The sequence below is a fragment of the Mizugakiibacter sp. genome, assembly GCF_039680435.1.
GTDB lineage: Bacteria > Pseudomonadota > Gammaproteobacteria > Xanthomonadales > Rhodanobacteraceae > Mizugakiibacter.
Genome location: NZ_JBDKSX010000093.1, coordinates 36,847 through 55,265 on the forward strand (window position 1 = coordinate 36,847; position 18,419 = coordinate 55,265).

20 protein-coding genes are annotated in these 18,419 nt (G+C 69.7%); 13 read left to right on the plus strand and 7 right to left on the minus strand.

Features of this window, described 5'->3' with window-relative positions; genetic code table 11:
- Window positions 1-77: 77 nt before the first annotated feature.
- Window positions 78-680: an ATP-dependent Clp protease proteolytic subunit gene (locus ABFC67_RS10060; protein ID WP_346737889.1), complete on the minus strand. Its 603-nt coding sequence runs from the start codon at window positions 678-680 to the stop codon at window positions 78-80.
- A 146-nt stretch (window positions 681-826) separates the two neighbouring features.
- Here ABFC67_RS10060 and ABFC67_RS10065 point away from each other — a divergent pair, with 146 nt between their 5' ends.
- Both ABFC67_RS10065 and rsxB read left to right on the plus strand, forming a co-directional pair.
- On the plus strand, window positions 827-1,405 hold the full coding sequence (locus tag ABFC67_RS10065; RefSeq protein WP_346737891.1) for an Rnf-Nqr domain containing protein: 579 nt from the start codon (window positions 827-829) through the stop codon (window positions 1,403-1,405).
- Window positions 1,405-1,959: an electron transport complex subunit RsxB gene (rsxB, locus tag ABFC67_RS10070; RefSeq protein WP_346737892.1), complete on the plus strand. Its 555-nt coding sequence runs from the start codon at window positions 1,405-1,407 to the stop codon at window positions 1,957-1,959. Before ABFC67_RS10065 ends, rsxB begins: the two co-directional genes overlap by 1 nt.
- Here the strand turns inward: rsxB and ABFC67_RS10075 are convergent.
- Window positions 1,941-2,297, minus strand: coding sequence for a hypothetical protein (locus ABFC67_RS10075; RefSeq protein ID WP_346737893.1), 357 nt, complete (start codon window positions 2,295-2,297; stop codon window positions 1,941-1,943). The two genes, rsxB and ABFC67_RS10075, sit on opposite strands and share 19 nt — an antisense overlap.
- A 60-nt stretch (window positions 2,298-2,357) precedes the next feature.
- Between ABFC67_RS10075 and rsxC the strand changes: the two genes are divergently transcribed.
- The 3 genes from rsxC to rsxG are packed head-to-tail and all read left to right on the plus strand — an operon-like array spanning window position 2,358 to window position 5,564.
- The gene (gene rsxC, locus ABFC67_RS10080; protein WP_346737894.1) at window positions 2,358-3,911 is read left to right on the plus strand and encodes an electron transport complex subunit RsxC; all 1,554 of its coding nucleotides are present in this window, start codon (window positions 2,358-2,360) and stop codon (window positions 3,909-3,911) included.
- The gene (locus tag ABFC67_RS10085; protein ID WP_346737895.1) at window positions 3,908-4,945 is read left to right on the plus strand and encodes an RnfABCDGE type electron transport complex subunit D; all 1,038 of its coding nucleotides are present in this window, start codon (window positions 3,908-3,910) and stop codon (window positions 4,943-4,945) included. Before rsxC ends, ABFC67_RS10085 begins: the two co-directional genes overlap by 4 nt.
- The gene (rsxG, locus tag ABFC67_RS10090) at window positions 4,938-5,564 is read left to right on the plus strand and encodes an electron transport complex subunit RsxG (protein WP_346737896.1); all 627 of its coding nucleotides are present in this window, start codon (window positions 4,938-4,940) and stop codon (window positions 5,562-5,564) included. The genes ABFC67_RS10085 and rsxG overlap by 8 nt, the downstream gene beginning before the upstream one ends.
- A gap of 156 nt (window positions 5,565-5,720) precedes the next feature.
- Here rsxG and ABFC67_RS10095 read toward each other — a convergent pair whose 3' ends face one another.
- Window positions 5,721-6,017: a DUF3175 domain-containing protein gene (locus ABFC67_RS10095; RefSeq protein WP_346737897.1), complete on the minus strand. Its 297-nt coding sequence runs from the start codon at window positions 6,015-6,017 to the stop codon at window positions 5,721-5,723.
- Between the two features lie 145 nt (window positions 6,018-6,162).
- Here ABFC67_RS10095 and ABFC67_RS10100 point away from each other — a divergent pair, with 145 nt between their 5' ends.
- Both ABFC67_RS10100 and nth read left to right on the plus strand, forming a co-directional pair.
- A complete protein-coding gene (locus tag ABFC67_RS10100; protein ID WP_346737898.1) occupies window positions 6,163-6,843 on the plus strand; it encodes an Rnf-Nqr domain containing protein in 681 nt (226 codons plus the stop codon).
- Window positions 6,840-7,475 (plus strand): endonuclease III, encoded by a 636-nt coding sequence (gene nth / locus ABFC67_RS10105; protein ID WP_346737899.1) that lies wholly within the window; start codon window positions 6,840-6,842, stop codon window positions 7,473-7,475. The genes ABFC67_RS10100 and nth overlap by 4 nt, the downstream gene beginning before the upstream one ends.
- A 126-nt stretch (window positions 7,476-7,601) precedes the next feature.
- On the opposite strand, the gene ABFC67_RS10110 is transcribed toward nth, so the two are convergent.
- Window positions 7,602-8,609, minus strand: a complete 1,008-nt coding sequence (locus ABFC67_RS10110) for a porin (RefSeq protein ID WP_346737900.1) — start codon at window positions 8,607-8,609, stop codon at window positions 7,602-7,604.
- Between the two features lie 421 nt (window positions 8,610-9,030).
- Here ABFC67_RS10110 and ABFC67_RS10115 point away from each other — a divergent pair, with 421 nt between their 5' ends.
- The 6 genes from ABFC67_RS10115 to ABFC67_RS10140 all read left to right on the plus strand — a co-directional run bounded on the left by ABFC67_RS10115 (window position 9,031) and on the right by ABFC67_RS10140 (window position 14,145).
- Window positions 9,031-9,423 carry a hypothetical protein gene (locus ABFC67_RS10115; RefSeq protein WP_346737901.1) on the plus strand — a complete coding sequence of 131 codons (393 nt, stop codon included), beginning with the start codon at window positions 9,031-9,033 and terminating at the stop codon, window positions 9,421-9,423.
- Between the two features lie 8 nt (window positions 9,424-9,431).
- Window positions 9,432-10,286 (plus strand): DUF692 domain-containing protein, encoded by an 855-nt coding sequence (locus ABFC67_RS10120; protein WP_346737902.1) that lies wholly within the window; start codon window positions 9,432-9,434, stop codon window positions 10,284-10,286.
- The gene (locus ABFC67_RS10125; protein ID WP_346737903.1) at window positions 10,270-11,037 is read left to right on the plus strand and encodes a putative DNA-binding domain-containing protein; all 768 of its coding nucleotides are present in this window, start codon (window positions 10,270-10,272) and stop codon (window positions 11,035-11,037) included. The genes ABFC67_RS10120 and ABFC67_RS10125 overlap by 17 nt, the downstream gene beginning before the upstream one ends.
- A 14-nt stretch (window positions 11,038-11,051) precedes the next feature.
- The gene (locus tag ABFC67_RS10130; protein WP_346737904.1) at window positions 11,052-11,723 is read left to right on the plus strand and encodes a DoxX family protein; all 672 of its coding nucleotides are present in this window, start codon (window positions 11,052-11,054) and stop codon (window positions 11,721-11,723) included.
- 85 nt (window positions 11,724-11,808) lie between these two features.
- Window positions 11,809-12,471: a ribonuclease T gene (gene rnt, locus ABFC67_RS10135; protein WP_346737905.1), complete on the plus strand. Its 663-nt coding sequence runs from the start codon at window positions 11,809-11,811 to the stop codon at window positions 12,469-12,471.
- Between the two features lie 570 nt (window positions 12,472-13,041).
- Window positions 13,042-14,145 carry a hypothetical protein gene (locus tag ABFC67_RS10140; RefSeq protein ID WP_346737907.1) on the plus strand — a complete coding sequence of 368 codons (1,104 nt, stop codon included), beginning with the start codon at window positions 13,042-13,044 and terminating at the stop codon, window positions 14,143-14,145.
- An 89-nt stretch (window positions 14,146-14,234) separates the two neighbouring features.
- On the opposite strand, the gene ABFC67_RS10145 is transcribed toward ABFC67_RS10140, so the two are convergent.
- From ABFC67_RS10145 to ABFC67_RS10155, 3 genes are all read right to left on the minus strand, one after another.
- A complete protein-coding gene (locus ABFC67_RS10145) occupies window positions 14,235-16,439 on the minus strand; it encodes a patatin-like phospholipase family protein (protein WP_346737908.1) in 2,205 nt (734 codons plus the stop codon).
- 389 nt (window positions 16,440-16,828) lie between these two features.
- Entirely contained in the window at window positions 16,829-17,209 is a 381-nt protein-coding gene (locus ABFC67_RS10150; protein WP_346737909.1) for a hypothetical protein, read from the minus strand.
- A gap of 18 nt (window positions 17,210-17,227) precedes the next feature.
- Window positions 17,228-18,067, minus strand: a complete 840-nt coding sequence (locus ABFC67_RS10155; protein ID WP_346737910.1) for a DUF2092 domain-containing protein — start codon at window positions 18,065-18,067, stop codon at window positions 17,228-17,230.
- Between the last annotated feature and the right edge of the window lie 352 nt (window positions 18,068-18,419).

The window sequence follows — 18,419 nt, forward strand, 5'->3', positions numbered from 1 at the left end:
AGCGCGCAGGGCGCCCCGCGGCTCCCGCTCCCCCAAGCCGTGCCCGGGAGAGCGGGTCGGGGCGGGGAGGCCTGTCGTTACGGCAGCTCGCCGGCGCTGGCGATGATGTTGCCGACCAGGCCGTATTCCTTGGCCTCGGCGGCGGTCATCCAGTGGTCGCGCTCGGTGTCGCGGGAGACGCGCTCCAGCGGCTGGCCGGTCTCGCGGGCGAAGATCTGGTCGAGGCGCTCGCGCATGCGCAGGATCTCGCGGGCGTGGATCTCGATGTCGCTGGCGGTGCCGCCGGCGCCGCCGGACGGCTGGTGCAGCATGAAGCGCGTGTTCGGCAGGCTGTAGCGGTTCTTGCGCTGCGCCGCCGAGTAGATCAGCGCGCCGGCGCTGGCCACCCAGCCGGTGCCGACGATGCGCACTTCCGGCTTCACGAACTTGATCATGTCGTAGATCGTGTCGCCGGATTCGACGTGGCCGCCCTGGCTGTTGATGAAGACGGTGATCGGCGCGTCGCTCTCGGCCTGCATCGCCAGCAGGCGCGCGGTGACGCGCTCCGCCAGCTTCTGGTTGATGCCGCCGTAGATCAGGATGGTGCGCGCCTTGAACAGGCGCTGCTCGATGTCGGGCGACTTCTTTTCCGGCGTCTCGGCGGTTGCGCCCTCGTCGAGGCTGTGCAGGTAGCTGTCCATGGGATCGTCCTCGGTCGGGGCTGTCTGGATGGGGGCGCCATTGTCGCCACGCAAGTCGCGGACGGCAACGCCGCACGGCGCCGTGCGCGGGGGAGCGCGACGGCGGCGCCTATAATTCGTCCCACCGCAACCGCTCCGCCGTCCGCATGACCGACTTCGGCCTGATCCTGATCGGCGCCGCGCTGGCCGACAACCTCGTGCTGGCGCGCATGCTCGGCGTCGAGCCGTGGCTGGACGCGCCGCCGCGGCTGGCGCCGGTGGCCGCGCGGGCGCTGGTCGCCGCGCTGACGCTGACCCTCGCCGCCGCGGCCGGCTGGCTGGTCGAGCATGCGCTGCTGCATCCGCTGCAGGCGGAGTTCCTGCGCCCGTTCGCGCTGATCCTGCTGGCGGTCGGCCTGTCGCAGGTGGTGGCGCGCGCGCTGTGCCGCTGGACGCCCGCACTGGCGGCCGGCGCGGACCTGCGGCCGGCGCTGCTCGGCGTCGACAGCACCGTGCTCGCCGCCGCGCTGCTGGCCGCGACGCGCCCCGACGGCTTCGTCGGCGCGACGGCGCTGGGCCTCGGCGCGGGACTGGGCTTCGGCCTGGTGCTGCTGATGTTCGCGGCGATGCGGGGGCGGCTGGCCGCAGCCGCCGTGCCGGCGCCGTTCCGCGGCGCGCCGATCGGGCTGATCACCGCCGCGCTGATGGCGCTGGCCTTCCTCGGCTTCGCCGGCATGGGCCGCTGATGTTCGCCGCGCTGCTGACGACGCTGGCGCTCGGCGCCGCGTTCGCGCTGGCGTTGCGCCATGCCGAGCGGCGCCTGCGCGCGGCGCGCCGCGCAATCACCGTCGACGCCATCGACGCGTTGCTGCCGCAGACGCAGTGCGGCCAGTGCGGCTACGGCGGCTGCCGGCCCTACGCGGAAGCGCTGGCGCGCGGCGAAGCCGAGCTCAACCGCTGCCCGCCCGGCGGCATGGCCGGCGTGCGCGCGCTGGCGAACCTGCTCGGCCGCGAGCCCAGGCCGATCGATCCCGCGTGCGGCCGCGAGAAGGCGCCGGCCGTGGCGCTGATCGACGAGGACGTCTGCATCGGCTGCACCAAGTGCATCCAGGCCTGCCCGGTCGACGCCATCGTCGGCGCCTCGAAGCAGATGCACACCGTGGTGGACGAGCTGTGCACCGGCTGCGAGCTGTGCGTGCCGGCCTGTCCGGTCGACTGCATCGCGATGGTGGCGGCGCCGGGCGCCGCCCGCGAACAGCGCCCGGCGCGACCGGGCAGCGCTCAGGGCGAACGCGTGTAGGTCACGAAAAAGCCCTGCAGGTCGCCGTTCTCGTCGTACGGCGCCAGCGACGCGAAGCGATAGCCTCTCGCCGCGAAATCGCTGTGGCTGCGAGTGAGCGCCTTGGCGGCGCCATCCTCGCGCATGCCGAAGTGGGCGCCCACGAACACGGTAACCGTATCCGGCGCCCCCACCGGGTCGGCGGCACGCGCGCTCGGCGCGTGGCCGACGGCCATGCCGATGCCGAAGCCGAGCGCCGCAGCGACGCCCCACGAAGCGAAACGCAGAGGTTTGGACATCATCGGATGGTCCTCCCATCGATTGCAGCGCACCGATGCCGGCAGCGCCGGCTCGGCCATCCTACGCCGCCGTGCCCCGGCTGGATGAACATGGCGGTAAACCTGCGAGAATCGCCGTCCATGCGCATCCATCGCTTCCACGGCGGCATGCGGCTCGACCTGCGCAAGCAGGCCGCGCTGGCGCGGCCGATCCGCGCCTGTCCGCTGCCGCCGGAACTGGCGATTCCGCTGGCGACGCGCGGCGAGGCGCCGGCACGCGCGCTGGTCGCGCACGGCCAGCGCGTGCGCCGCGGCGAGGCGATCGGCCGCGCCGGGGACGCGCACGGCACGACGCTGCACGCCTCGACCTCGGGCACGGTGGTCGCGGTCGAGCCGCGTCCGCTGGCCGACGCCGAGGTGCGCGAAGGCCTCTGCGTGGTGATCGAACCGGACGGCGCCGACGAATGGCTGCGCCTGCCGCCCATCGCCGACTGGCGCGCGGCGCCGCGCGAACTGCTGCTCGAACGCCTGCGCGACGCCGGCACGGTCGGCCTCGGCGGCGGCGCGTTTCCCAGCGCGATCAAGCTCGCCGCGGCGCAGCCGACGCTGATCGTCAACGGCGCCGAATGCGAGCCCTACGTCGCCTGCGACGAGGCGCTGCTGCGCGAGCGCGCCGAGGAAGTCGTCGCCGGCGCCGCGCTGCTGGCGCACGTGCTCGGCGCGGCGCGCACCTTCATCGCCGTGGAGGATGCAATGCCCGAGGCGCTGGCCGCGCTGGAAATCGCGCTGCACGACGCGCCGTTCGCGGGCGCCGCGCTCGCCGCGGTGCCGACGCGCTACCCCGAGGGCGGCGAGCGCCAGTTGATCCGGGCGCTGACCGGCCGCGAGGTGCCGTCGGGCGGCCTGCCGCAGGACATCGGCATCGTCTGCCACAACGTCGCCACCGCGGCGGCGGCCTGGCGCGCGGTCGCGCGCGGCGAGGCGCTGACCTCGCGCATCGTCACCGTCACCGGCGCCGGCGTCGCCGAACCGGGCAACTTCGAGGCGCGCATCGGCACGTCGCTGGAATGGCTGGTCGCGCAGGCCGGCGGCTACACCGCGCGGGCGGCGCGGCTGCTGGCCGGCGGACCCATGATGGGGATCGCGCTGCCGCACGACGGCGTGCCGGTGAGCGCCGCGACCCACTGCGTGCTGGTGCTGGCCGACCACGACCTGCACGACGACGCACCCGAGCTGCCCTGCATCCGCTGCGGCGAGTGCGCGCGCGTGTGCCCGGCGCAACTGCTGCCGCAGCAGTTGCTCGCCGACCTGTGCGCCGACGATCTCGCCGGAGCGCAGGCGCACGCGCTGGCCGACTGCATCGAGTGCGGGCTGTGCGCCTACGCCTGCCCTTCGCACATCCCGCTGCTGGACTGGTATCGCTGGGGCAAGGCCGAACTGCGCGCGCAGGGCGACGCGCGCGCGCGCGCCGACGCCGCGCGCGGGCGCTTCCTCGCGCGCGAATCGCGGCTGGCGCGCGAGCGCGCCGAGCGCCTGCAGCGCTCCGCGGCGAAGCGCGCGGATGCCGCCGCGTCGGCGCAGCCGGGCGCGCCGACGTCACCGATCAGCAAGGACGCGGTGCTGGCCGCGATCGCGCGCGCGCGGGCGAAGAAGCGCCCGCCGCCGGCCGGCGGCGCGCCCAAGGACGGCGCATGAGACGCTTCCCCACCGCAGGCGCGCCGCACCTGCCGCCGCCGACCCGCGTGCGCGGCGTGATGGCGACCGTGCTGCTGGCACTGCTGCCCGGCATCGCCGCGCACGCGTGGTACTTCGGCCCCGGCATCGTCGTGCAGATCGCGCTGGCGACCGCGTTCGCGCTCGGCTTCGAGGCGATGATGCTGCGCGTGCGCGGCGTGCCGGCGGCGCCGTTCCTCGGCGACCTGTCCGCGCCGGTCACCGCGGTGCTGTACGCGCTGTGCATCCCGCCGCTGACGCCCTGGTGGATCACCCTGCTGGCGATGGCCACGGCGATCGTGCTGGCCAAGCACCTGTACGGCGGGCTCGGCCGCAACCTGTTCAATCCGGCGATGGCCGGCTACGCGACGGCGCTGGTGTGCTTTCCGCACGCGCTGTCGCAATGGCTGGCGCCGGCGCCGCTGGCGACGCACGCGCTGGCTTTCGGCGACACGCTGTCGGCGATCTTCCTCGGCCACCTGCCCCCGGGTCTGGACCTGGACACGCTGGCGCAGGCCACGCCGCTCGACGCCGTGCGCACGCTCGCCAGGCAGGGCATGACGATGCCGGAGATCCGCGCCAATCCCATGTTCGGCGACTTCGGCGGCAAAGGCTGGGAGTGGATCGCCAACGCCTACGCGCTGGGCGGCCTCGCACTGTGGTGGCGGCGCGTGATCGGCTGGCAGGTGCCGGTGGCGGTGCTGGGCACCACGATCCTGCTGACCCTGCCGTTCTGGCTGGCCGATCCGGACCTGCATCCGTTCCCGCTGCAGCACGTGTTCAGCGGCGGGCTGATGCTGGGCGCGTGGTTCGTCGCCACCGATCCGGTGACCGGCTGCACCACGCCGCGCGGCCGGCTGCTGTTCGGCGCGGGCGTCGCCGTGCTGACCCTGGCGATCCGCCGCTGGGGCGCGTATCCCGACGGCGTCGCCTTCGCCGTGCTGATCATGAACGGCGCGGCGCCGCTGATCGACAGGCTGACGCCGCCGCGCGCCTACGGGCACGGCCATGCCTGAGACGCCGCGCGCCGCCGCGAAACCCGTCGTCGCGCTGACGCTCGCGCTCGCCGCGTGCGCCGCGCTGATCGCCGGCACCTGGTGGCTGACCCGCGATCGCATCGCCGCCGACACGCGCGCCGCGCACATCGCCGCGCTGGCCGACGTGCTGCCTGCGGCGCTGTACGACAACGACCCGCTGGCCGACCGCATCGAGGTGCGCGATCCCGCGCTCGGCGGCGCGGACGCCATGCCGGTCTATCGCGCGCGCCTGCACGGCCAGCCGGCCGCGCTGGTCGTCGAGGCAATCGCGCCGAACGGCTACAACGGCCCGATCCGGCTGCGCATCGGCATCGCGCGGGACGGCACGCTCACCGGCGTGCGCGTGCTCGAACACCGCGAAACGCCGGGGCTCGGCGGCCAGATCGACGCGGACAAGAGCGACTGGATCGCGCGCTTCGCCGGCAAATCGCTGCGCGATCCGCCGCCCGCGCGCTGGAAGGTGCGCAAGGACGGCGGCGACTTCGACCAGTTCTCCGGCGCCACCGTCACCCCGCGCGCGGTGGTCGAGGCGGTGCGCAAGGTGCTGGCGTGGTACGCCGCGAACCGCGAGGCGCTGTTTGTGTCGCAGCCGTCGTGAGGCGACTGCTCGCCGGAGCATTTTTTGGCGCGGATGTGCGCGGATGGAGCCAAAGCCCGATCCGCATCCAGAACGCGCTCCGGGCGCAGGGCGCAGGATAGGCTGCAGCCCACCATCGCCAGCCATGCCTTGGGGATCGGTGGGCCAAGGCCCACCCTACTTCAGCCGGCGCGGCCGGCCGTACAGCGCGCGCAGCTCGTCCTTGGCCGCTTCCAGGCAGGCGCGCCGCCCGGCCGGCAGCTTGCTGCCGGCGCGGTTGATGTAGAAGACGAGCATCGACATCGCCGAACGGAACGGCGCGCTCTTGCGGCGCCGGCTGCGCTCGGCGGAGCGGCGCAGCGACAGCGCGATGCGGCGCGGGTCGTCCCAGGCGAACACGCCGGGCTCGAGATCGAGCGCGTTGCTGGTTTCGGTCACCTGCTGCGACCAGCGCTTGCGCGCGTCCGCGCCCATGATGGAATTCCGCAAGCCGCGGCGATCGCGCCTGCCGCATCGCAGTCTCCGCCGTGCCCCGCGTCGCATCAAGCGGCCTCGCGGGGACAGCCGAGCGGTCCGAACGGACGCGTCCCGAGCGCCCGCATCGCCTAGAATCGGCCGCATGCACACGCCCGCCAGCGCGCCGCCCGGCGCCCTCATGCGCACCGACGACGCCCCGCCCGACGCGCACTTCCGGCAGATCGCCGTGCTCGGCCTGTGTCCGCTGCTGCCGGCGTGCGTCGATGCGACGCGCGGGCTGGCGCTCGGCGTCGCGGTGGCAGTCGTCCCGGTCGCCGGCGCGCTGGTGCTGGCGCCGCTGCCGCGGCGCGCACTGACGGGCGGCACGCGCGCGCTGGTCGCGGTGCTGGCGCTCGCCGCCGCGGCGACGGCGGCGCAGCGCTTGCTGGACGCATGGGTGCCCGCGCTCGCTCCCGCGCTGGCGCTGTTCGTGCCGCTGATCGTCGCGCACGGCGGCCTGCGGCGCAGCGCGACGGCGGCGGACCTGCCCGCGCTCGCACGGGTGCGCCGCGGCCTGCGCGACGGCCTCGGCCTCGCGGCGCTGCTGCTGGCGCTCGGCGCGGCGCGCGAACTGGCCGGCCAGGGCACGCTGTTCGCCGGCGCGGGTGCGCTGCCGGGCGCCGTGTCCGGCGCGCTGGCGCTGCATCCGTTCGGCGCCGCGCACGGGCTGCGGCTGGCGGCGCTCACGCCGGGCGCGTTCGTCGCGCTGGCGCTGCTGCTCGCGCTGAAGCGGAAGCGCGCATTGCGCGCAGCGGCGCGTGCCGCGACGGCGGAGGCCGCATGAAGCGCGAGCACGTCGCCGAGCTGTTCCGCCGCCTGCGCGAGCTGAATCCCAAGCCGACCACCGAACTCGAATACGCCACGCCGTTCGAGCTGCTGGTGGCGGTGATCCTGTCCGCGCAGGCCACCGACGTCGGCGTCAACAAGGCGACGCGCAAGCTGTTCCCGGTCGCCAACACGCCGCAGCGGATCCTGGCGCTGGGCGAGGACGGGCTGAAGCGCTACATCAGCACGATCGGCCTGTTCAACGGCAAGGCGAAGAACATCCTCGAGACCTGCCGCATCCTCATCGAGCGCCACCGCGGCGAAGTGCCGCGCGAGCGCGCCGCGCTGGAGGCGCTGCCCGGGGTCGGCCGCAAGACCGCCAACGTGGTGCTGAACACCGCGTTCGGCGAGCCGACCATCGCCGTCGACACGCACATCTTCCGCGTCGCCAACCGCACCGGCCTCGCGCCGGGCAAGACCGTGCGCGCGGTCGAGGACAAGCTGCTGAAGGCGGTGCCGGCCGAATTCCGCCGCGACGCCCATCATTGGCTGATCCTGCACGGCCGCTACGTGTGCAAGGCGCGCAAGCCGGACTGCCCGCACTGCGCCATCCGCGACCTGTGCGCGTACAAGGCGAAGACGCGCGAATAGCGGCACGTCCCGTCTCCGCGCGCAGAGGCCCGCGGGTATGGAAACAAGAACGGCAGGCTTGCGCCTGCCGTTCGCCCGTCCCGGGAGCGTGCTCCGTTGCGATAGCCGATCGTGCGGCCGGTGCGATCAGAAGGCGACTTCGCCCCAGATGCCGAACTCCTTGGTGTCCAGCTTGGTGGTATCGCTTTCCAGCTTGTCGTTCTTGTAGACGAAGGCCAGGCGCACGCCCTTGCGCACGTTGTAGCCGAGGCCGACGTTCCAGTACTTGTCCTCGAGGCTGGGATTGAGGTCCTTGCTCGGCTTCGCCTTGTCGTAGCGGGCGAACACCGCCCAGTCCGGATTGAGGTTGACGTTGCCGAACAGCGACCAGCCGTCGGCCTTGTCGGTGGCGGCGGTGACGACGTTGTTCCAGTTCCTGGCCTGGAACCACTCGCCGCCGACGGTGAACGCGCTGGCCTTGTAGGCGAGCAGCGCATCGGCGCGGTTGGCGGTATGCAGCGCCGGCGTCGTCTCGGTGTCCTTGCCGAGCTTGCCGGAATAGCCGCCGACCGTCGCGAGGAAGTCGCCGAACTGCACGCCGGCGCGGCCTTCGAAGTCCATGCTCTTGCTGCGCGACGGGTTCTTGTAGCCGGCGCCGTTCACCACCGCGGCCTGGTAGTTGAAGCTGCCGTTGCCGCCCAGCACGTGCACGCCCCAGTCGGCGGAGGTGCCGAACTTCAGGCGGTCGATCAGGGTGTTCTCGACGAAGCGGTAGCCGTACACGTTCTCGGCGTACGGGATCCACGGCAGGTCCGCCGAGCCGGCGCGCACGATGAACAGCGGATCGAACTTGCCCTGCAGGTAGGCCTTCTTGACGAACAGATTGGTCTCGCCGTCGTTGCCGACATAGTTGAAGTCGGTGGTCAGGTTGGCCGACCAGACATCGTCGAACTTGTGGTCGACGGTCAGGTAGAAGCGCTTGACGTCGAAGCCGGTGCCGTCGTTGCCGGTCTTGACGTCGTTGTTCTTCTGGCTGATGTCGGTCAGGTCGAAGAACATCTTGCCGCCGACGACGGTGTTGACGTCGGCCTTGGCACCCAGGCTGGCCGTACCGAACACCACGGCGATCGCCGCAGCCAGAAGTGTCTTGCTCATGGTGACTCCGCTCCGGTTGGGTTTGCGGTCGCGCGGGACGCCGCGCGACCGTGGGTGTAGCGAAAACGGTTAAGTATTCGTGAACGGTGCGCAGAATGCAGCAACTTCTTGACAGTCCGGTTGGGGCGCGATGACGGAACGGTTACAGCCGTCTCGCGGTCCGGCGCGGGCGTGCCTTCCGGAACTGTTCGCCGGCATGCGTAAGGCGTAGCTTGTCGACCCGGTCTAGTCAGCCGATCCAGCATGCGGCCTGCGGGAGGAGCGACCCCGCCGCATGCCGGCTCGCCTGGACCGCCGTCGCCCCCGACGCAAGCGCCGAGACTCGTGATCGGCAAACCGGGATGCGAGGGCGGCAAACATCATCTGCCGTGCATGCGACGGCAACCCGCGGGCGCGGACCCGCTAACCGGAGGAGTCCACCATGTCGAAGTCGTTCGTGAAACCGCTCAGCATCGCCCTCGGCGCCGCCCTGGTCGGCGGCCTGTCCATGCAAGCCACGGCCGCCAGCGCCTTCCAGCTCGGCTCGCTCGGCAGCGGCTACATGCTCGCCCAGGCGACCGGCAGCCAGGAGCCCGCCAAGGAAGCGGCCCCGAACCCGGCGCCGAAGGCGGGCGACAAGACCATGAAGCACGAAGAAGGCAAGTGCGGCGAAGGCAAGTGCGGCGCGCGGCGCAAGGCCCACGAGGGTCACTGCGGCGGCGACAAGGTCTCCAGCGACAAGGCCGGCGGCAAGGCCAAGGGCAAGGAAGGCGCGTGCGGCGCCGACAAGGCCAAGATGAAGGCGAAGGAAGGTGCCTGCGGCGGCATGCGCTGAGTCGCGCCATGAGTCCGCGCTTTCCCGTCGAAGGCTCCGGACTCGGCCTGCGGCGGGCCCTGCTGGGCCCGCTGCAGGATCTGCCTGCGCCGCCCGCGGTCGACTTCTTCGAGATCGCGCCGGAGAACTGGATCGGCGTCGGCGGCCAGCCCGGCCGCGCGTTGCGCGCGCTGACCGAGCGCCATCCGTTCGTCTGCCACGGCCTGTCGCTGTCGCTGGGCGGTCCGGCGCCGCTGGATGAAGCGCTGCTGCATCGCGTGCGCGATTTTCTCGACGCGCACCGGGTGCGCTGCTACAGCGAACACCTGTCCTACTGCGCCGACGACGCGCAGCTCTACGACCTGATGCCGATTCCATTCACCGAGGCCGCGGTGCAGCGCGTCGCCGCGCGCATCCGCCGCGCGCAGGACATCGTCGGCCGCCGCATCGCGGTGGAGAACGTGTCCTACTACGCCATCCCCGGCGCGGACATGAGCGAGCTCGAATTCGTCAACGCCGTGCTGGCGGAGGCCGACTGCGACCTGCTGCTGGACGTCAACAACGTCTACGTCAACAGCATCAACCACGGCTACGACCCCGACGCCTACATCGCCGGGTTGCCGCTCGAGCGCGTCGCCTACCTGCACGTCGCCGGCCACTACGTCGAGGCACCCGACCTGATCGTCGACACCCATGGCGCGGCGGTGGCCGACCCGGTGTGGGCGCTGCTCGAGCGCACCTACCGGCGCCTCGGCCCGGTACCGACCCTGCTCGAGCGCGACTTCAACTTCCCGCCGCTGGCCGAGCTGCTGGACGAGGTCGCGCGCGTGCGCGCGCTGCAGCGCGCGATCGCCGCGGAGGCGCCGCATGCCGCTGTCGCCTGACGCCACGCGCGCGCTGCAGTACCGCTTCGCCGCGCACCTGCGCGATCCGGAGAACATCCCGGCGCCGGACGGCATCGAGGATCGCCGCCTGCAGGTCTACCGCGAGCTGTTCTTCAACAACATCGCCTCGCTGCTGGCCGCCAATTTCCCGGTGATCCGCCGGCTCCACGACGAGGCGACGTGGCGGCGCCTGGTGCGCGACTTCTACCGCGAACACCCCGCGCGCACGCCGTTGTTCCACGAGATCGGCGCCGAGTTCGTCGCCTACCTCGAAGCGCGCGCCGAACGCGGCGCCGAAGACGCGCCGTTCCTGCCCGAACTGGCCCACTACGAATACGCCGAGACACGCCTCGCGCTGGACGAGCGCGAAGCCGCCGACGCGCCGCACGATCCCGCCGGCGATCCGCTGACCGGCGTGCCGGTGCCCTCGCCGCTGGCCTGGCTGCTGCAATACCGCTGGCCGGTGCAGCGCATCGGCCCGGACTTCCGCCCCGACGCGCCGCCCGCCGAACCGACCCTGATCCTGCTGCTGCGCAACGCCGACGACCGCGTGGAATTCCACGCGCTGGACCCGCTCGGCGCGCTGCTGTTCGCGCGCCTGCAAGCGAACGCGCACGCCTCCGGTCTTGAATGCCTGGACGCGCTGCTGGCCGAACACGCCGGCGCCGCGCCGGGACTGCGCGAAGCCGGCATCGCCTTGCTGCGCGCACTGCGGGAACGCGGCGCCATCCTCGGCACGCGCCCGCACTGACCACACGCGAGGGGATGCACATGAACACCGCGATCGCGGGCGCGCTCGGCGCCTGGGAAGGGCTTACCGCGCGCCTGCGCGGCGTCGGCCAGTGGCTGCCGCCGCTGGTGCTGCGCCTGGTGATGGGCTGGGAATTCTTCGAATCGGGCCGCGAGAAGCTGTACGGCGACAACTGGTTCGCCGAGATCCAGGACCGCTTCCCGTTCCCGTTCGATCACGTCCCGACCGGCTTCAGTTGGCAGCTCTCGACCTGGACCGAGCTGGCCGGCGCGGTGCTGCTGTGGCTCGGCCTCGGCACGCGCTTCGCCGCGTTCGCGCTGCTGTTCGTCACCTTCGTCGCCACCGCCGCGGTGCATTGGCCGGACATGCTCAGCATGTGGGGCGACCTGGCGAAGGGCTACGCGATCACCGACATGGGCTACGGCAACTTCAAGCTGCCGCTGCTGTTCGTGGTGATGCTGCTGCCGCTGCTGTTCCAGGGCCCCGGCTGGCTCAGCCTGGACGCGCTGCTGGCGCGCCTGCTGCGCGTCGACGCCATGCCCGCGCCGCGCTTCGACGCGCGCGCCTGGGCGCTGGCGGCGGCGCTGATGGGCGCGTGCTTCCTGATGCTGCTGCCGACGTTCGGCATCGCGCTGCTGGCGATCGCGGCCGTACTGCTCGCCGCCGAGCGCCTGCTGCGTACCTAGGCCCCCGCCGGCGCGGCAGGGGCGCGGGCGCGCCGCGCCGCACGTCGCGTTCCCGCCGGCGCATCCGATCAGCCATAATCCCGGCATGAATGCCCAGCCCGAACGCGCGCCGACCGGCGCGCTGCCGCTCGCCGAACGATTCCGTGGCTTCCTGCCGGTGGTGGTGGACGTCGAAACCGGCGGCTTCGACGCCGAACACGACGCGCTGCTGGAAATCGCCGCGGTGGTCGTGCGCATGGGCGACGACGGCTGCGTCTATCCCGAGCCCGCCGTCGCCGCGAACGTGGTGCCGTTCCCCGGCGCCAACCTCGACCCGCGCTCGCTGGAGATCACCGGCATCGACCCCGACCACCCGTTCCGCGCCGCGCTCGCCGAGCGCGAGGCGCTGGAACACGTGTTCAAGCCGGTGCGCCAGGCGGTCAAGGCGGCCGGCTGCCAGCGCGCGATCCTGGTCGGCCACAACGCCGCCTTCGACCTCGGCTTCCTCAACGCCGCGATCCGCCGCACCGGCCACAAGCGCAGCCCGTTCCATCCTTTCAGCTGCTTCGACACGGTCAGCCTGGCCGGCCTCGCCTACGGCCAGACCGTGCTGTCCAAGGCCGCGCTCGCCGCCGGCATCCCCTGGGACGGCCGCGAAGCGCACGCCGCCATCTACGACGCCGAGCGCACCGCCGAGCTGTTCTGCCGCATCGTCAACCGCTGGAAGCAGCTCGAGGAATTCGAGCGCGCCACGCTCGGCACGCCGTAAGCCGGAAGCGGCCGGCCCGCGGCACGGGCCGGCCGTGCCAACCGCATCGGCCCTTCCACGCTCCCGCCGGCCGGCGGATGGCGGCATCGAGGCGGTTCCCCACGTTGATCATGGCGATCGCGGGCGTCGGCCCGGCCAGCGCCTTGTCGTCGTAGCGACGCCGGGCCTCGTTCCAGACCTCGTCGGGCACCGCGTCGCCCCGATCGGCGATGCGGGTCATCGCCTCGATCAGCGCCAGCGCCGCGCGCCCGGCCTCGATGAAGTACGGCGCTGAATCAGGCAGCGTTCGTGCTCGCCCAGGCGCGTGTAGCCCATGTGCGATTCCACTTGGCGGTGAAGCTGCGCAGGCTACTGCGCCTGGGCCGCTCCAGCGGGTCAGTGCTGCACCTCGTTGTTGAATCCGCGCCCTGTGACACATGGGCACTTGGTCCAATTCCGCCCGACTCTCTCAATCGCTACCCTCGGTGCACGGATTTGTGCACCACTATGCGTCCTAGCGCACGCCAGCACCGAACACAGGCAGATCATCCAGTTCGTGGCCCCGCTCGCATGGATCGGAAGTCGAGCAGCGTGGAAAAAAAGCAATACACGATGCATGCGAACCGGAATCAGAGGGTTTTCGCCGCAGCGCTGCTCGGCACGCTCGCCGTGGCTGGTTGCGCGCACCTGGGACCGGGTTCCGTCGTGGCGGATCGTTTCGACTACAGCACCGCCATCGCCGAGTCGTGGAAGGAACAGACGCTGCTGAATATCGTCAAGCTGCGCTACATGGATCTGCCGGTGTTCGTCGACGTATCCTCGATCGTCGCCGGATATTCCTTGCAGGCCGGCGTCAACATCACCGGCGTCGCTTCTTCGGACCGGGCAGTCCAGGGCAACTATCTGTCGGCAAACGGGCTGGCGATCTATACCGATCGTCCCACCATCACCTATTCGCCCTTGACCGGCGAGAAGTTCATGCGCGGTCTTCTTACGCCGATCGATCCGAAGAACATCTTTGCCCTGCTGCAATCCGGCTACCCGGCGGATTTCATCCTGGCCCTGACGGTCGAGTCGCTTAACGGCGTGCGCAACCGGTCGGCCGCGGCGGGCGTGGTGAGGGAAGCAGACCCCGAGTTCCTGCGCGTGCTGGAGTTGCTGCGTGAGGTGCAGGCTGCAGGCGCCGTTGGCATGCGCGTCGAGGGAGAAAAAGGCAAGGGCCAAACGGCCGTACTCCTGTTCAGGCGCGACAACGTCCCCGCCGACATAATCCAGAAGCAAGCTGAAATCCGCCAGCTGCTCAACCTCCCAGACCAGGCGAAATACGTGCTCAGCTATTCGCCCGTGCGCGGGTCGCCGGGCGTACTGGCAGTCGCCAGCCGTTCCATGCTGCAGATCCTGAACGCCTTCGCAAGCTATGTGGAGATACCGGAAGCACACCTGAAGGACCACAGCGCTACACCGGCAATCCAGAGCCCAGGGAACGAAGGCCAGCTTGACGCGATGCGCATTCACAGCGGCACGCAGAAGCCGGCCAGGGCCTATGCCGCGGTCAGGTATCGCGAGCACTGGTTCTGGATCGACGATGACGACCTGCGGACGAAGCGCGCAATGTCATCCATCGTCTTCTGCTTCACGCTGGCCGAAACCGGCGGCAGCGAAAACATCCCACTGATCACGATCCCGGCGCAGTAGCGGCGCCGGCCTGAAGGCTCGGGAAATGCCCGGCGACCGAATGCCCGCGGACACGGGTTGCCGCCGCAAGGTGGGCGCAACGCACGAAATCAGAATCGCGGCCGGATCAGCGTGCCGAAGGTCAGATACACCGACGAATGCCCGTTGCTCGTCTGACCATAGCCGAGGAACAGCGGGCCGAACGGCGTCTTGACCCCGGCAAAGATGCTGCCCGCGTACACGACCGCGTCGAGATTCAGATTGGTCGCCTGCTGCTGGCCCCAGACGTGGCCGCCTTCGACGCTGGCACCGAAGTACACCGGCACCGTGAACAATGCCTGCGGATCGCCGAGCTGGCGGTAGTACACGACGCGTCCGAATGCGACATTCGGCGCGACGATGCCGCGCTCCGGATAGCCCGACAGGTTCAAGAATCCGCCGAGCGCGTCGTTGACCTCGACGACGCTCGAGTTGGTTGAACTGGCCAGGCGCGTGCCCAACAGGAAGTGGTTTTCGCCGCCGCTGAGCACGCCATCCCACACCATCTTGTAGGAGTCCGCGTTCGCGCTGCTGCCGAGCTGATCGCGATAGTAATCGGCATTGAAATCCAGGCGCATGCCATGCGCGGGGAAAATCGCGTCGTCCAGCGTGTCGTACTCGACCTTGGCCGAAGCCGCGCCGAACGCCGCATCGGAGTCCGCAATCGCATCCGTGGCGCCGATATGGCGGCCCAGCCAGTCATGACCATATTTCAGCCCGACGGCCACGGCGAGATTGTTCGACAGATACATTCCGATTCCGACTCTCAACCCGGCCCGGCGCAGACGATAATCGGCAATTTGCTCGGTGCCGTCGAACCGCGGGATATTCTCCGCCGCGTAGCCGACCTGGCTGGTCGCGAAGAAGCGCGCGCCGAGACCGAATGGCTGGTAGAACTCCGATTCGATTCCGCTCACTCCGCCCAGGCGCAAGCGATTGCGCAATTCGCCGCCCGCATCGTTGACATTCTGGAACGTCACGTCGGTCTTGATCTGGTAGTCGTTGTTGCCGCTGAAATCGCTGCTCAGCTGGAATCCGAACTCCGCGACGTTCGGCCCCCAGGGTTTGTCGACGGCAGTAATCTCCAGCCCCGCCTCGCCGTCGCGATCCACGACCCGGTAGCGGATGGTCTGGTAACGGCCCGAGCCGTATGCAGCCTCGATCAGGCGATCGACTTGCGTGGCGTCCAGCGGCTTGCCGACAAGAACCCGCATCTCGCGCTCGAGGAGTCGCACCGCTCCGGCATTGGCGGAATCGACCTTCACGAACCGGACCACCGGCGGCGTAAAGGCGATCAGCCGATGGCGCGCGGTGAACTCGGCGTAAGTACGTGCGTCGGCCTTGAAGGGCTGCAGGCGGTCGAGCACCTTTTCGGCTGCGCGCTCGCCGATCGGAATCACAGTGGCGGCCTTGTCGAACGCGGCCGCGCTGAAGTCGCCGAGCTCCGGACTGATCAGCACATCGCGCGGCCCGAGCGAAGCGAGCTCGCGATTGATGCGGTCCTGCGAGAGCGTGGAGACGACCTGGTTGAGTATCGCCACTGGCGTCGTCAAGTCCTCGCGCTTCATGATCGGGGTGCCGACATCCACGACGATCAGGCGGTTGGCACCCATCGCGCGCGCGACGTCGACAGGATCGTTGTCGTAGATGCCGCCGTCGACCAGCAGGTAGTCGTCCACCGTAAGCGGCGCGAACGCGCCGGGCACGGACATGCTCGAACGTATCGCCAGCACGAGATCGCCCTGGCTCCAGACGACCGGTTGTCCGCTCACGAGGTCCGCCGCGACCGCACGGAACGGTATCGGCAGATCGTCGAAGTTGTCGATCTTCCAGGTCGACGCCAGGATTTCGCGCAACAGCACCAGCAGTTTCTGGCCCTGGATCAATCCCTGCGGCGCCGTGATACGACCGTTGCGGTAGCCGATCTCGTAGCCGAGCAGGAATTCCAGATCCTGGTTCTTGCGCCGCATGCTGAGTTTCTCGCGCGGCGGATCGTCGCCGAGCACGTCTTTCCAGTCGATCTCGCCGAGTATCCGTTCGATGTCCTCCGGACTGTAGCCCGACGCGTACATGCCGCCGATGATCGCGCCCATGCTGGTGCCGGCGATCTTGCAGATCGGAATATGTTCGCGTTCGAGCACCTTGAGCACACCGATATGCGCGGCGCCACGTGCGCCGCCGCCACCGAGCACGAGACCAATGCAATCCGCTGCCCATGAATCGCGTTCGACGGCAACCCCCACGACGAAGAACGCGATGACAAGAATCTCGAGCACCCGAGTTCTCGAGCGAGTTCTTCCGCATCGAGAAGCGGAGCGGGCAGCGGGCGATGGATTCGGCGAGGCCATCAGCTCCCGCAGCCATCTGGCGAGGCTGCGGAGACGCGGAATGGCTGCCGATTCAGGACCCGGTTTCCTTGGAAGAAGAGCCGTCGGACCCGGGGCGGATCGGATGCGGGATCCGGTAGCCTTCACCGGATCGCCAGGCAGACGCGTCGCTGGAGGAAGTCGCAACATGGCGCGTCTGCTCGAGACAGGTGTATCAGGTCCGAAGCAAAATCGACAAATCGAAGCATCTGCGCGTGCACGGCGCGTCAGATAGCCACAAGGGCGTGGCGTGTGGAAATCAGGCGTTTCGACGCGCTTCCTTCGACCCCTATCTCGCGCTACGGCTGCACTACGACGTACACCAGATCATTGCCTTGATATGTGGCGTGATAATAGGTGGCACCACAATGGTAATAGCTGTCGCCGCCGATCTTGGTTCGCGCGCAGTCCTTCGGCAGTACGTAAACAACCGTGCCGACGGCAACCACGGTAGTCGACGGCGGTGTCGACACGATCACCGTGGTGGTATGCGTGCTCGTGGCCGCAACCGCGCGCCGTGTGGTGCGTCGTGCGACACCTGCGTAGCTCACTGGCGTCAATGGTCTGCCGACGACGGCATGCGCGCTGCTGATGATGCCGATATGCACGGACGAAACCATGTCCATCGCAGCCAGTGCAATGGCCGACCCAACGACTAAAGCGGTGGCGGAAATCTTCATGGCCAGCTCCTCACGACGTTAGCGCGCTTGACTGGTTGGCTGGAATTCGACCGCTATCGCATTGGCCGGCGGGACGAAGTGGAACATGGCCTTGTCGATCCTGGGCGCAGGGTCGAACTTCGTGATCTCCACGGCGAACTGCGGTTCCCCGGCCATGTCCTTCGAGGTGATCACGTAGCGGCACGGGTAGGGTCGCTCGCCATCGTGGACCCATACCTGCCAGTCGACATCGCCGGCGCGGTATGCGAGGTGATGGCACCGCTGTCCTGCGACGGTCTCCAGTCCGACGTAGATGCCCGACTTGACGTCCTGCATGAGCAGGTCGTAGGAACGGGAGTCGATGAGGTCGCCGGCAGGAGCCGTCACATCCAGCTTCTCCTGCGCAAAATCGAGCATCGCATCGATCGTTCCGGGGACGCTCGCGGTCGCGTAGTAACCCGTGCCCGGGTTGTAGAGCGTCAACGACTTGCCGTCGTAATAGAAGATCTGGTCTGCGACGTTATCGCGCCGTTCGGCCAACAGCTTGTCGGGTCGCGACACCGTGACCTTCCCGGGTGACACGAACTGGATGGTCTGCCCTTCGGTCGTCACCCTCTCGATCGTGTTTTCCGTCTGCACGCTGAACTGCTTGAGTCCGGCCATGTAATTCGTCATCGAGCGCAGAATCTCGTCGGCATTGGCATCGACATTGGCCGGCGGTGCAGACACTGCACACGGGATGCATGCGGCGAAAAGCGTCGCGGCGGCGAATAGAACTCGAGGATTCGTGCGTGTCATGGGCAGTCCTCGCAACCGGAGTGAAACGAAAGACGTCGGATCGGCGCCGGTCGACTGCACCGGCGCGACCTGCCAGGTCAAAGCCTCAGATCGCTTGCCGCAATACCTACGCGCTGACGCATTGAACGATGCCCATGATCGGGGACGCTGCAGGGTTGCGCTATTGGACCTTGGCACCACCTGTCGTCGCGTGCCACCGCACGCCAGCGTCGCGTCATCGCGCGCCGGAGCGAGGAACGACGCCTTCCGCAGATCCGCGTCTGCTCGAGCGCACCCGTGCAGGAGCTCACGTCAGCGGGCACCGGGCGGATTTCAGTTCGTCGCCCCGGAGGACCGGAGGAGCACCAAGCAGACGCTGTCGATTGTCAGGTGGCTTGCCTGCGCGTCCACGTACGCATGCGTCGCCGCGGCAGAGCCTCGGACACCCGAACCC